The sequence below is a fragment of the Mycobacterium sp. genome, from assembly GCF_049802695.1.
Taxonomy (GTDB): Bacteria; Actinomycetota; Actinomycetes; order Mycobacteriales; family Mycobacteriaceae; genus Mycobacterium.
Genome location: NZ_JBARMY010000483.1, coordinates 1 through 13557, shown reverse-complemented (window position 1 = coordinate 13557; position 13557 = coordinate 1). Strand labels below are relative to the sequence as shown.

12 protein-coding genes and 1 pseudogene are annotated in these 13557 nt (G+C 66.4%); 6 read left to right on the top strand and 7 right to left on the bottom strand.

What is annotated here, in order from left to right; all coding sequences use genetic code 11:
- Positions 1-700 (top strand): annotated as a pseudogene (locus tag WA317_RS19180) (hypothetical protein); the annotation flags it as partial.
- Here the strand turns inward: WA317_RS19180 and WA317_RS19175 are convergent.
- The gene (locus tag WA317_RS19175) at positions 697-1863 is read right to left on the bottom strand and encodes a glycosyltransferase family 4 protein (protein WP_425174540.1); all 1167 of its coding nucleotides are present in this window, start codon (positions 1861-1863) and stop codon (positions 697-699) included. The pseudogene WA317_RS19180 and the gene WA317_RS19175 sit on opposite strands and share 4 nt — an antisense overlap.
- 78 nt (positions 1864-1941) lie before the next feature.
- Between WA317_RS19175 and WA317_RS19170 the strand changes: the two genes are divergently transcribed.
- Complete coding sequence (locus tag WA317_RS19170) at positions 1942-2730, top strand: class I SAM-dependent methyltransferase (protein ID WP_425174539.1); 789 nt, start codon at positions 1942-1944, stop codon at positions 2728-2730.
- A 42-nt stretch (positions 2731-2772) separates the two neighbouring features.
- On the top strand, positions 2773-4245 hold the full coding sequence (locus WA317_RS19165) for an aldehyde dehydrogenase (protein ID WP_425174538.1): 1473 nt from the start codon (positions 2773-2775) through the stop codon (positions 4243-4245).
- Positions 4246-4411: 166 nt separating this feature from the next.
- Here WA317_RS19165 and WA317_RS19160 read toward each other — a convergent pair whose 3' ends face one another.
- Positions 4412-4750, bottom strand: coding sequence for a hypothetical protein (locus WA317_RS19160; protein ID WP_425174541.1), 339 nt, complete (start codon positions 4748-4750; stop codon positions 4412-4414).
- Here WA317_RS19160 and WA317_RS19155 point away from each other — a divergent pair.
- Positions 4641-5264, top strand: coding sequence for a TetR/AcrR family transcriptional regulator (locus WA317_RS19155; RefSeq protein WP_425174537.1), 624 nt, complete (start codon positions 4641-4643; stop codon positions 5262-5264). The genes WA317_RS19160 and WA317_RS19155 overlap by 110 nt on opposite strands.
- A 22-nt stretch (positions 5265-5286) precedes the next feature.
- Here WA317_RS19155 and WA317_RS19150 read toward each other — a convergent pair whose 3' ends face one another.
- The 3 genes from WA317_RS19150 to WA317_RS19140 all read right to left on the bottom strand — a co-directional run bounded on the left by WA317_RS19150 (position 5287) and on the right by WA317_RS19140 (position 8008).
- On the bottom strand, positions 5287-5583 hold the full coding sequence (locus tag WA317_RS19150) for a hypothetical protein (protein ID WP_425174536.1): 297 nt from the start codon (positions 5581-5583) through the stop codon (positions 5287-5289).
- A 33-nt stretch (positions 5584-5616) separates the two neighbouring features.
- A complete protein-coding gene (locus WA317_RS19145; protein ID WP_425174535.1) occupies positions 5617-7116 on the bottom strand; it encodes a class I adenylate-forming enzyme family protein in 1500 nt (499 codons plus the stop codon).
- A 115-nt stretch (positions 7117-7231) separates the two neighbouring features.
- Entirely contained in the window at positions 7232-8008 is a 777-nt protein-coding gene (locus WA317_RS19140; protein WP_425174534.1) for a crotonase/enoyl-CoA hydratase family protein, read from the bottom strand.
- 150 nt (positions 8009-8158) lie between these two features.
- Here WA317_RS19140 and WA317_RS19135 point away from each other — a divergent pair, with 150 nt between their 5' ends.
- Together WA317_RS19135 and fadD12 are read left to right on the top strand one after the other, a co-directional pair.
- Positions 8159-8980, top strand: a complete 822-nt coding sequence (locus tag WA317_RS19135) for a 1-acyl-sn-glycerol-3-phosphate acyltransferase (RefSeq protein WP_425174533.1) — start codon at positions 8159-8161, stop codon at positions 8978-8980.
- 12 nt (positions 8981-8992) lie between these two features.
- A complete protein-coding gene (gene fadD12 / locus WA317_RS19130; protein WP_425174532.1) occupies positions 8993-10657 on the top strand; it encodes an acyl-CoA ligase FadD12 in 1665 nt (554 codons plus the stop codon).
- 131 nt (positions 10658-10788) lie between these two features.
- On the opposite strand, the gene WA317_RS19125 is transcribed toward fadD12, so the two are convergent.
- Positions 10789-12207 carry a WS/DGAT/MGAT family O-acyltransferase gene (locus WA317_RS19125; RefSeq protein ID WP_425174531.1) on the bottom strand — a complete coding sequence of 473 codons (1419 nt, stop codon included), beginning with the start codon at positions 12205-12207 and terminating at the stop codon, positions 10789-10791.
- Between the two features lie 45 nt (positions 12208-12252).
- Positions 12253-13476, bottom strand: a complete 1224-nt coding sequence (locus tag WA317_RS19120; RefSeq protein ID WP_425174530.1) for an alpha/beta hydrolase fold domain-containing protein — start codon at positions 13474-13476, stop codon at positions 12253-12255.
- Positions 13477-13557 lie beyond the last annotated feature (81 nt).

The following is a 13557-nucleotide window of genomic DNA, read 5'->3' as shown; positions in this document are numbered from 1 at the left end:
GGTGGTGACGCTGCGCCGCCGGCTGCGGCCCCAGGTGACCGCGCTGGTGTGCAGTCTGGCGCTGATCGCCACCGTGCCCGACTTGGCGTGGGGCGTGGGCGGACGGGTCCGCTCGGTGGACTACCCCGCCGGTTGGTGGTCGGTGTCCCGGATGATCAACGACGAGCCGGGCACGGTGGCGGTGTTGCCAGCCGGCAATCTGCGGCGTTTCGCCTGGTCAGGATGCCCACCGGTGCTCGATCCGCTGCCGCGCTGGTTGCGCGCCGATGTACTGGTGACCGGCGACCTGACCATCTCCGACGTCACGGTTGCCGGCGAGGGTAGCCGGGCCCGGGCGATTCAGCGCATGCTGCTGGCGGGGACCACTCCCGCCGCTCTGAAAGCTGCCGGCGTGACCTGGCTGGTAGTGGAGTCGGGCACGCCCGGTGAGACGGGTACCGCTGCCCGGACGGTGAGCGCACTGCCGCGCGCCTACCGCGACGGGGATCTCACGCTGTATCGAGTCGGCGGGGGAACCGGCCCGGCAGCGGCGGCCGCGCGACGGGCCGCGGTGATTGCGCATCTGGCGTGGCTGGCGATGCTTACCGCCGGCGCTGTCGGCATGGCGGTCAGCGCTTGGCGCCGACACTTAACTCACGGTGGGGACCCGCCGAAACCGTCGCAGTGGATTAAGTGTCGGCGAGCCGGCGGCCGGGGCTAGAGAAGCCCGGTGACGCGGTAGCCCGCATGCACGGCTTCGAGCACACCGTGCATTGCTTCCGCGCTTTGCCGCCACGAGAATTCGCCGCTGCGGGTCTGCGCCTTCGTGCCGAGTTGTTCGCGCAGCACCGCATCGGTGAGCAGTTGTTCGAGCCGATCCACCAGTTCCTCGACGTCGTTAACCAACACCCCGGTCACACCGTCGATGATCGAGTCGGACAGTCCACCGGAGTTCCGGTAGCCGATCGTCGGCACCCGGTGCTGCGCGGCCTCGATGACCGCCAAACCCCAACCCTCCTTGCGCGACGGCAACACGTTCAGCCAACAACGCTGCAACAGATGGTGTTTGGTCACGTCGTCGACGTGGCCGTGGAAGGTGACCGCGTCGGAGATCTCGAGTCGATCGGCGTGCTCGACCAGCCGCCGGCGCCACCAGCCGTCACCGATGACGTCGAGGTGCAGATCGGGCATGCGGGCGCGCAGCACGGCGATCGCGTCCAACGCGTCCTCGATCTGCTTGTGCGGAACCAGCCGCGACAACACGACCACCCGCGGGGTGTCCGCTCGTGGTCCGCACAGCGACTGCGCCGGCGCCTGGTCGAGGCCGTTGCGCACGACCGCAATTCGCTGGTTGTCCACACCGAGGTCCAGCAAATCCCGAGCCGATGGCAGCGACACCGTCACGTACTGATTGCGCCGGTGCAGCCGCGGCGACAAGTTCGACTCCACGAACCAGCCGAACCGGCCCAGCAGCGGACCCGCCACCGGCCACTGTTCGCGGTGACAGTGGTGCACCAGTACCGCGACCCGTCGGCCGTAGATCAGCCGGGCCGCAAACGGTATGCCGTTCTGAGTGTCCACCACGACATCCGGGCGCACCCGCCGCATCGATCCCAACCGCAGGCGCGCTGCCAGTTCGTTCCAGGCCATCCAGGCCAGCGCCCACAGATAGACCGAATACCGCCCACCGGCGCGACTGATCCGGACACCGTCGACGGTCTCTTCTCGCGGCGCGCCGGGATACCGCGCGGTGCGCAATGTGACGGCGACTCCGCTCGCGGCCAGCTGAGCGCCGATGCGCTGCAGATAGGCTTCGCTTCCACCGCCCTGCGGATGCCCGGTGTCCCGCCAGCACAGCAGCAGCACCGAGCGCAGGTTGGACATCACTCGACAGCCTAACCGGCGCCCAGCCTGCGGCTGGCGTCACGCTGGACGGGACGTGCCCCCCGTAGGGTGGCAGCGGTGGGCGCGACTGAAGTGTTCGCACGGCGGGCCACACTGTCGCGTTCGCTGCGGCTGCTGTCAGAGTTCCGCCACGAGCAATCCGATCCGGCCCGGTTCTACGGCGCACTGGCCGCTGACACCGCGGCAATGGTCGGGGATCTGTGGCAAGCCGTCCACGCCGAATCCGTGGTCGGGCGCAGCCTGCTCGACGTGGGCGGGGGTCCGGGGTATTCCGCGCCGGCCTTCGCTGATGCCGGGATGCGATACGTCGGCGTCGAGCCCGATCCGGGCGAGATGCACGCGGCAGCACACGACATAGCCGGTGTGCCGGGCCACTTCGTGCGTGCGTCGGGAATGGCGCTGCCGTTCGCCGACGACAGCGTGGACATCTGCCTGTCGTCCAACGTCGCCGAGCACGTGTCCCGGCCCTGGCAGCTGGGGGCGGAGATGTTGCGCGTGACCAGGCCCGGGGGCCTGGCGGTGCTGTCGTACACGGTGTGGCTGGGACCGTTCGGTGGGCACGAACTGGGCTGCGCGCACTACCTGGGCGGGGCCCGCGCCGCAGCCCGCTACACGCGCAGACACGGTCATCCGGCCAAGAACCACTACGGGTCGTCACTGTTCGCGGTGACTGCGACGGCGGGTCTGCAATGGGCGGCGAACACCGGGATGTTGCTCGCCGCTTTCCCGCGCTACCACCCCCGATGGGCGTGGTGGACGACGTCGGTGCCGCTGCTTCGGGAATTTCTGGTGAGCAACCTGGTGCTGGTGCTGCAGCCGCCGCGGCGGGCGAAAAGACTTGACTGAAACGTGTTCTCGTTTTGCGCGGCGCTGAGTAGGGTGACCTCCATGACTGAGAGCGACAAGACCGAATACGACAAGCTGTTCATTGGTGGGCAGTGGGCCGCGCCGTCGACCGACGAAGTGATCGAAGTGCACTGCCCGGCCACCGGCGAATACGTCGGCAAGGTGCCGCTGGCCGCCGCGGCTGACGTTGATGCCGCCGTCGCGGCCGCCCGGAAGGCATTCGACACCGGACCCTGGCCTGCCACGCCGCCCGCAGAGCGGGCGGCGGTGATTGCCGCGGCGGTCAAGCTGCTGGAAGACCGCAAGGAGCTGTTCACCAAACTGCTCGCCGACGAGACCGGTCAACCGCCCACTGTCATCGAGACCATGCACTGGATGAGTTCGATGGGCGCGCTCAACTTCTTCGCCGGCCCCGCAGTCGACCAGGTCAGGTGGAAGGAGACCCGCACCGGCTCCTACGGGCAGACCATCGTGCACCGTGAGCCGATCGGCGTGGTCGGCGCAATCGTGGCGTGGAACGTGCCGCTGTTTCTGGCCGTCAACAAGCTGGGACCGGCGCTGCTGGCCGGCTGCACGGTGGTGCTCAAGCCGGCCGCCGAAACACCACTTACCGCCAACGCCCTGGCCGAGGTCTTCGCCGAGGCCGGCCTGCCCGAGGGTGTGCTGTCAGTGGTGCCGGGCGGTGTCGAGACCGGGCAGGCGTTGACGTCGAATCCCGACGTTGACATCTTCACCTTCACCGGCAGCTCGGCCGTCGGCAAAGAAATCGGCAAGCGTGCCGCCGACCTGCTCAAGCCGTGCACGCTGGAGCTCGGCGGTAAGTCGGCGGCCATCGTACTCGAGGATGTCGACCTGGCCGCCGCCATCCCGATGCTGGTTTTCTCCGGGATCATGAACACCGGGCAGGCCTGCGTCGCGCAAACCCGCATCCTGGCGCCCCGCTCGCGTTATGACGAGGTCGTGGATGCGGTGAGCAGCTTCGTCCAGGCGCTGCCAGTGGGGCCGCCGTCGGACCCGGCCGCGCAGATCGGGTCACTGATCTCTGACAGGCAGCTCAGCCGCGTCGAGGGCTATATCGCCAAGGGCGTCGAGGAAGGCGCCCGACTGGTCTGCGGCGGCGGCCGCCCCGACGGCTTGGACAACGGTTACTTCATCCAACCGACCGTCTTCGCCGACGTCGACAACACGATGACGATCGCCCGGGAGGAGATCTTCGGGCCGGTGCTGAGCATCATTCCCTACGACACCGAGGACGACGCGATCGCGATCGCCAACGATTCGGTGTACGGCCTGGCCGGCAGCGTATGGACGACCGACGTGCCGCATGGCATCGAGATCTCGGAGAAGATCCGTACCGGAACGTACGCGATCAACTGGTACGCGTTCGATCCCTGCTGTCCCTTCGGCGGATACAAGAATTCCGGCGTCGGGCGCGAGAACGGGCCGGAGGGTGTCGAGCACTTCACCCAGCAGAAGAGTGTGCTGATGCCGTTGGGCTACACGCTCGACAGCTGACCGGCGCCTTAGTTGGGAGAACCGCCCTCTATGGTGGGTCGCATAACTTCGAAACCAGCCCATCACACTTGTTACCAAGTCGTAACATGCCGCTACCTGCGCTTTCAGCGCCGCAGTCAGTTGCGGCTTATTTTGCACTTGCCTAATTCTGAGGCCTCTGGTTATGCTAGTTGGCATAATCAAAGGCCGGTGCGGCCGGCACAAGATAGGCAGCAAAACTATGTGGATGATTGAGCTCAACATTGCCGGTCAGCGGTTCAACCGCCAGTTCCCAGACCTGCCCCGCCAGCCTTCCTGGTCCGCCCGGTTCAGTCCGCGCATCGTGCCGTGGCGGGTACCGCAGGCTCGCCAGCAGCACGCGGCCTGACACCCTCAGGTCGGGGCGGAACACCACCATGTCATTGACGACGCGCGCTCCGCGCGCGACGCGCGGCACGACGCGCGCCAAAATGCTAGCCAGCGCTGCCGAGGTGCTGCGCGAGTGCGGCGCCGCAGGAGTGACCATCGACGAGGTCCTCAGCCGTAGCGGCGCCCCGCGCGGCTCCGTGTACTACCACTTTCCGGAGGGCCGTGCCCAGATACTGACTGAGGCGCTGCACTATGCGGGCGGCGTGATCACCGCTGCGATCGACGCCGCCGCCGAGCGTGGCGCAAGAATTCTTCTCCGCGGTTTCGTCGAGTATTGGGAGCACCTGCTCACCGAGAGCGACTTCCGCGCCGGCTGCCCGGTGGTGGCGGCAGCGATCGGCTCAGCGCCCGATGAGCCGCAGTTGACCGCTGCGGCCGGACACATCCTTGACCGCTGGCGCACTGCCCTGACCAAAGCTTTCGTCGCGGACGGTTTCGACGAGCCAGACGCGGCGTCGCTGGCCGTGATGTCGATCGCCGCGCTGGAAGGCGCCGTGGTGCTGTGCCGCTCGACGCGCAGCACCGAGCCGTTGCGCGAGGTCTATGGTCAGCTCGAATTCCTCATCAAGGCAAAAGAATTCGTCCGTCGCAACGGACTGCACAACCAGTAGGCGGGCCCAATCGCCCGGCTGGCTAGTCGCTGGCCGGTAGCGGTTTGGCTTCTTTGACGCTCAGCGCGGTGTCGCCGACGGCGAGCGTGCCCGCTCCTGCTTTGGTCACCAACACCTCGGCGCCAGTCTCGTCGACATAGCGCTTGCCCATCACATTGCCCTCGGCGAATGCCGGATCGAGGTCACCGGAGCACGCCCCGCCGATCTCGACCATCGGGGCGCCCCCGCAGCGGAGATCATCGAGGCTATCGGCACTCCTGACGACGATCACCTGAGTGTCACAGACCTGGCTGGCAAGACGGGTGCCGTTTTTGATCATCATCGGTCCTTCACACGAGTCGCTCTACTGGGCTTACTGGTCGATGCGCGCGGCGCGCAATTCTTCGACTATTTCGCGGCGAAGCACCTTGCCGGTCGCATTGGTGGGCAGCTCGTCGCGAAACACTACTCGGTCAGGGGTTCTCGAACCCCGCAAAGTGCTGCGCACGTATTCGCGCAGCTCCTCGGCGTCGGGCTCGACTCCCGGTATCGGCACCACGACGGCGACGATTGCCTGACTCCACTGCGGATCGTCGAGGCCGACCACGGCGACGTCACGCACTTGGGGGTGCTCGATCAGCACGTCCTCCAGTTCGGCAGGTGCAATGTTCTCGCCGCCGCGGATGATGGTGTCGTCGCTGCGTCCGCCGATGAACAGGTAGCCGTCTTCGTCGAGGACGGCGATGTCCTTGGTGGGGAACCAGCCGTTCTCATCGAGCACCGAGCCGATGCCGGTGTAGCGGCCGGACACCTGCTCGCCGCGCACGAACAGCTCACCGCTGTGCCCGGGCCCCAGCACGTTGCCGTCGTCGTCGCGAATCTGCAGCTCGATGCCGGCTACCGGCTGTCCCACCGACGCCAACCGTTTGGCGACGTCGGCGTCAGTGGCGGTGAGGGCGGCGCGGTGGTCGTCAGGGGTCAGCACCGCGATCGTCGAACTGGTCTCGGTAAGTCCGTAAGCGTTGACGAAACCGACGCCCGGGAGCAACTGCAGCGCCCGGCGCACCAGTGGCAGCCCCACCCTGGAGCCGCCGTAAGCCAGATTCCGCAGCGAAGGCAGGTCGTGGCCGCCGCTTTCCAGCACGGTGATGATGCGGTCGAGCATGGTCGGCACCACCGTCGCGGTGGTCACGGTTTCGTCGTTGACCAGCCGCACCCATTCCTCGGCGTCGAAGGTGGGCAGATACACCATTTTGCGGCCGGCGTACAGGTTGGACAGGGCCGCGCCGACGCCGGCGATGTGATAGGGCGGCACACAGATCAGCGCCGCGTCGGTGGGTTCGGCCGACCCGAATTCGACGGTGCCGGTGACATAACTGGTGAGGTTGTTGTGCGAGAGCTCAACAGCTTTGGGCAGCGACGTGGTGCCCGAGGTGAACAACACGATGGCGACGGAGTCGGGGTCCGGGAAGTCGACGAACGGCTCGGCGCCGCGCGCGGCGGTGAAGAACTCGTCGGTGCTGAGCACCGGGTGCCTCGAGGAAGCGACGATGTCGCTGTACCGCTCGTCGGCGATCACCAGCGGGTCGGGCAGTCGGTCGATCAGCGACTGCACACCGTCGGCGGACAGCCGGTAGTTGATCGGAGTGAATGCCCGGCCGGCGCGCGCAGAGGAGAAGATCAGCAGCGGCAACATCACCCCGCCGGTGCCGACGTAGACGACGTGCCGGGCGTCCGATGCGGCGATGACACCGGCGCCGCCGTCAGCGAGGTTGCTGAGTTGCTGAGTCGTCAGCCGCACGTCTCCGGACACCACGGCGGTGCGATCGGGGTTGCTCGACACGGCCATCTCGAGAAGTAGCGAAATACTCATGTTCGATGTCCTTGCGGCTCAACCATTTCAGTTCCAGTCGGCGGCTGAGACATTACACCGACGGCCTAACCTGTATCGTAGGCCGCCTAAACGATGTATCGCTGAAGCACCCGGCTCAGGTTCCCGTCCAGCGGGGCGGGCGCTTCTCGGCGAACGCGACGGCGCCTTCCTTGGCGTCGTTGGAGGAAAACACCGGCATCAGAATCTTCATCTGCTCGGCGAACATCGTCTCGGGACTCCACCCGCGGGATTCAACGATGATGCGTTTGGTCGCGGCCACCGCCAGCGGGCCGTTGGCGGTGATTCTCTCGGCCAACGCGATCGCCTCGTCGAGGGCTTTGCCGGGCTCCGCCAACGCGTTCACCAACCCGAGCCCATGGGCCCGCTCCGCGGGAAGATTCTCACCGGTCAGCGCCAATTCCATGGCGACGGCATACGGAATGCGCTGCGGCAGCCGCAGCAGCCCGCCACCGCCGGCCACCAGGCCGCGCTTGACTTCGGGGATGCCGAACGCTGAGTCCCTCGACGCCACGATCAGATCGGTCGCCAGCGCCAATTCGGTGCCGCCGGCCAACGCATAGCCTTCGACGGCGGCGATCAGCGGCTTGGCCGGCGGACGTTCGGTGAAGCCCATGCCGCGTCCCTCGACGATGGGGTTCTCGCCGCGAGCAAAGGCCTTGAGATCCATGCCCGCACTGAACGAACCGCCCGCGCCGGTGAGGACTCCGACCGAAAGACCTTTGTCGCCGTCGAGCCGGTCGACGGCGTCGGCCAGCCCTCTGGCCACCGCGGCGTTGACCGCGTTCTTGGCCTTCGGCCGGTTGATCGTGATGATCAGAATGCGGTCCCGTTGCTCGACCAGGACTACGGGTTCAGCGTCGGCTTCGCTCACGAAGCGATCGTATCGGTCCGGGCCGAGCCCACCGGCTGTTCAGTTCATCCCGCGGCCACCTAGCTTTTCCGCGAGAACCCGGACAGCCGGCGGAAAAACCCGGACGCTAGCATCGAGAGTCGAATCCCGCGCTGAAGCCAGGGGGACCAGTTGACCGCGACTGATATCGAGTCCACCGAGATATCGCCCAGCGAAATCGCCAAGTGGGATCCGGGTCTGACCGAGCGGGTCATCGGGTGGCTGCGTCCGCTGATCAAGGGTTACCACCGGGCCGAGGTGCGGGGTCTCGATTCGTTCCCCCCCGGCGGCGCGCTGGTGGTCTCCAATCACTCCGGCGGCTTGTTCCCCGTCGATGTGCCGGTGTTCGCGACGGGCTTCTACGAGAAGTTCGGCTACGACCGCCCGGTGTTCACGTTGAGCCACGACATGCTGTTCAACGGCCCGCAGGGCGATTTCCTCATTCGCACCGGGTTCATCCGCGCCAATCACGAGAACGCCGAGGAGGCGCTGCGCTCCGGCGGGGTCGTCGTGGTGTTTCCCGGCGGTGACTACGACGTGTATCGCCCCACCCTGTCGGAGAACAAGATCGACTTCGACGGCCGAACCGGCTATGTACGGGCGGCGTTGAACGCCGGAGTGCCGATTGTGCCGGCCGTCGGCATCGGTGGTCAGGAGACTCAGCTTTACCTGTCCCGCGGGATGGGTCTCGCGCATCTGCTGCGGCTCGACAAGCTGATGCGGGTCAAGATCCTGCCGATCTCAGTGGGTTTTCCGTTCGGGCTCTCCGCGGTGCTGCCGGTCAACGTGCCGCTGCCGGCCAAAATCGTGATGCAGGTGCTCGAACCGATCGACCTGGTGGCCGAGTTCGGTGAGGATCCCGACATCGACGCCGTCGACGCGCATGTCCGCCGTGTCATGCAACAGGCACTCGACAGACTCGCCAAAGAGCGCCGCCTCCCGGTGATCGGCTGAGGGGCGGCCTCGATGGCAGGCCCCGCTGCGCTGGCCCGATTCACCGAAGCCGGCGATCTGCTGGCCACCTTGGTTCGGGCGCGGATCATCGCGCCGCTTCGCCCGGACAAATACCTCCGCATCGCCGCCGCCGGTCGCCGCGAACGCATGTCGATGACCAGCGGTTTTGCCATGTCAGCGCAACGCTCCCCGAACCGGTCGGCGCTGATCGACGAGCTGGGCAGCCTGACCTACCGCGAGATCGACCGGCGCAGCGACGCGTTGGGCGCAGCGTTACAGTCGCTGCCCACCGGCTCGCCGGCCGTCGTCGGGATCCTGTGCCGCAACCACCGGGGTTTCGTCGAGGCGCTGGTCGCCGCCAATCGGATCGGCGCTGACGTGCTGCTGCTCAACACCTCCTTCGCCGGGCCGGCATTGGCCGACGTCGTGCAACGCGAGGGCGTCGACGCGATCGTTTACGACGAGGAGTTCGCCGAGTCAGTCGACCGGGCGCTCTCAGAAAAGACTGACCGGCCGGACACCACCGGGATCGTCGCGTGGACCGAGCAACCCGACAGCCATGACCGCACCGTTGAGAAGCTCATCGCCACCCACACCGGCGAGCGGCCGACTCAACCGGACAGTAAAGGCAAATTGATCCTGCTCACCTCGGGAACCACCGGGGCGCCTAAGGGCGCTGCGCGTTCCGGCGGGGGCGCCGGTGAACTCAAGGCGATGCTGGACCGCGTTCCCTGGCGCGCCGAGGAGACAGTCGTCGTGGTGGCACCCATGTTCCACGCGTGGGGGTTTTCCCAGCTGGTGTTCGCCGCGTCGTTGGGCTGCACGATCGCCACCCGGCGAAAGTTCGATCCGGAAGCAACACTGGCTCTCATCGATCGCCATCACGCGGCCGGGCTATGCGTGGTGCCGGTGATGTTCGACCGGATTGTGGATCTGCCCGACGAGGTGCGGCGCAAGTACAGCGGTCGGTCGTTGCGGTTCGCCACCGCGTCGGGCTCCCGGATGCGACCGGACGTCGTCACCCGGTTCATGGATGAATTCGGCGACGTCATTTACAACAATTACAACGCGACCGAGGCCGGCATGATCGCCACGGCGACGCCTGAGGACCTGCGGGCCGCCCCGGATACCACGGGAAAGCCGGTGCCCGGCACGGAGATTCGCATTCTCGATGAGCAGTTGCGCGAGCTGCCGACCGGTGCGGTCGGTCAGATCTTTGTGCGCAACTCCAGCCAGTTCGACGGCTATACCTCCGGCACCACAAGGGACTTTCACGACGACTTCATGGCGTCCGGCGACGTCGGCAGGCTGGACGAGGCGGGGCGGCTCTACGTCGTCGGACGCGACGACGAGATGATCGTCTCCGGGGGCGAGAACGTGTACCCGATCGAGGTGGAGAAAACGCTGGTTACTCACCCCGACGTCGCCGAAGCCAGCGTGCTCGGGGTCGACGACGAGCAGTACGGGCAGCGACTGGCCGCGTTCGTCGTGCTGACCACCGGGGGGTCGGCGACACCCGAGGCTCTCAAGCAGCACGTCCGCGACAATCTCGCCAATTACAAGGTGCCCCGTGAGATCGTCGTACTCGACGAGCTCCCCCGCAGCAGCACCGGAAAGATCATTCGTCGCGACCTGTTGAGCCGCATGCCCGGCACAGCTGAACAACCGTCCCCATAGCCCCTTCAGCAGAGAAGTGCCGGGTTGCCCTCCTCGTAGCGACAAACGCTGTGCTGCAGAGCGAAATCGCTCAGAGGTGGGCACAAAGACAATTCCTCGGAGCTAGGACTCTTAAGGCGGTCGAACTCGTCCTAGGCCTGGGCCATCGCCGTCTCGACAACGGTCAGTTCATCCGAAAACCCCGCAGCACGGCGGATTTGGATGAAGTCGTCGATGACGGCCTCGGTAACCTCATGCGGGTCGTTGACCGTGGCCCCGTCGGCCAGCACGGAGAAGTTGAGCTGGTCGACGTAGCTCCACACGGTGATGTTCAGGCCGCTGCCGGCGGTCAACGGCCCCACCGAATAGATCTCGGTGACCATCGCGCCTCCGACGCGACCGCGTTCGCGTGGCCCGGGCACATTGGACACCGTCAAATTAAGGACCTTGTTCTGCCCGTCGCGGGTGGCCAGCCAGCGAAACAGCGACTCGGCGCCGGCCGGCGGCATGTAATTCGACCAGCGGCTGACCAGTTCCGGCCCGATGAGGTTGTTGCTTTCCTTGGCCGCGGCCGCCGCTTCCCGGGCCTGAGCGACCCGGTCAAGCGGATCGTCGACATGGGTTGGCAGGGCCACCAGCACACCGGTGAACCGGTTACCCGAGATGCGGTCCGGCGAAAAGTCATAGCTCACCGGCACCGACGTCAATAACGGATGGTCAGCGTGACCGTCATAGCGCAGCAACAGGGTTCGCAGTGCACCCGCCGACGTCGCCAACACGAGATCGTTGACAGTCGCACCGAGCCGCTTTCCGGTTTCCTTGACGTCGGCCAAAGCCAGTGTGGCGGTGGCGAACCGGCGTTCCGGGGTGATCCGGTGATTGATGAACGTTGGCGGCGGCGTGAAGGGGCGAGTCAACTCCGGAGACAATTTGCGGGTGCTGCGACGAACCCGGCCGAGCCCCTCCGCGGTGTACTTCAGTGTCGCGGGGACCCGGCCGAGGTACCGCAGGTGATCGCGAAAGGCCGAGCGCAGCAACCGCCCCGCGGTGGGCGGGGGGTCGGTCTGATAGGAGTCGCTGCCCGGCTCAGGATCCGGCGACAGATCCATACCCCGCGCCATCAAGTTGGCTGAGGCGATCCCGTCGGCAAGGGCGTGGTGAACCTTGCCGAGGACCGCGATGCGGCCATTGGCCAGGCCGCCGATGAAGTACATCTCCCACAGCGGTCGGCTGCGGTCCAACGGCGTGCTGGCGATCTCGCCGACGGCCTGGTCGAGCTCGCGGCGGCCGCCCGGGGCCGCTACCCGCCACGGCCGGATGTGGTAGTTGAGGTCGACTTCGCAATTCTCCCGCCACATCGGGTGATGCAGTTTCCAGGGGATGGTGACGAGCTGGTAGCGGAAGGGGTCGAGCTTGTAGAGCCGGCTGTGAATCACGCGGCGGAATGCGTCGATGTCGAAGTTGCGCCGTTCTGCAGTCAGCTCGATGACGGCCAGCTTGAGGGTGTGCATGTGCACGTTTGGCGTTTCGCTGTACAACAGAAACGCATCCCAGCCACTGAGCCTCTGCACCGCGGGCACCTTCCCTTTGGCAGGGACCATACAAGCGGGCGGCGCTCAGATGACCTTTTTGGCCCCAATCGGGGGACGGCTGCGGTGCACCTGGTTGAGAAACAAGCCGACGGCGGTGGCCATCACCCCCGTGCGGGCGCCGTCGGTCAGGTCGAAGCCGTGTCCGGCGCCCGGTAACTCGACATAGCTGACGACAGCGTGCGAGACCGCTCGTAGCCGCTCCACGAAGCTGCGCGCCTGCCACACCGGGATAACGGTGTCTTTGCTGCCGTGAATGACGAGGAACGGCGGTGCCTGCGGATGGATCCGCGCGATCGGTGACGCCTTCCGAAATACGTCGGGATGACGTTTGATGGACCGTTTCACCACCACCCGCTCCAAGAAGTCAACGAAGCGAGCCCGCTCGGCATCGGAGCGATCTTCCCAGTCGTAGCGGCCGTAGATGCCGACGACTGCGTTAACGGCGGTGTCGGAGCTTTCCGGGAGCTCGGCCCGCAGTTCGGGATCGTTGCCCGTCAGCCCCGCCAACGCAGCCAGGTGCCCGCCGGCGGATGTGCCCGCCACTGCGACAAAGTTGCGGTCACCACCGAACTTGTCGACATTGGCGCGTGCCCAGGCAATCGCGGTCTTGACGTCGACGATGTGGGACGGCCAGCGGTGGTGCGGCGCGACCCGGTAGTCGATGGACAGGCAAACCCAGCCCTGTTCGGCCATGTGTGACAGCAGCGCATATCCCTGCAGTGTGCGGCTGCCGTGCACCCACGCTCCGCCCGGGACGAAAAGCAGCACCGGCGCCGGTCCGGCCGGCAGGTCCTTCCGGCGCCACACGTCGAGCAGCTGGCTCGGATGCTCGCCGTACCGGACCGATGTCCGGTACAGGTGGCGGCGGTGCTGCAACGCGCGACACATCGGCGGCGTCCGCTCCGGTGCGGGCCAGTCGATGGCCAAGTCCTCCGCAGGCACCACACCGCGCAGCGCCGCCTCGAATACCGTCTGGGTCTTGTCGCGGTCATCGCGACGGACGTCGCCGTCACCGGGGGCGAATCTTGACTTCGCCGCTTGGGATACCAGCTCTGGCATCACCCGGGCGCCCCAGACACTCATGGCCGTGACCCCACCCAGCGGCTCCAGTCGTTTACCGACCACCGGCAGCGAAGCCGATGCGACGCTTAATGCCAGCAAGTAGTCGGCGGGTCCGGCTCGCAGCAACCATCTCATGCGTGTCGCCATGCTCGGTCCGGGATAACGCGTCGCCGGTCGTGCCGTCATGCGGGGACTGTACCCCGCGGATTCGTTAACAAACGACAATCGCACTAAAGTTTTCAAGACCTCGACTCTTGCACGGGTCGC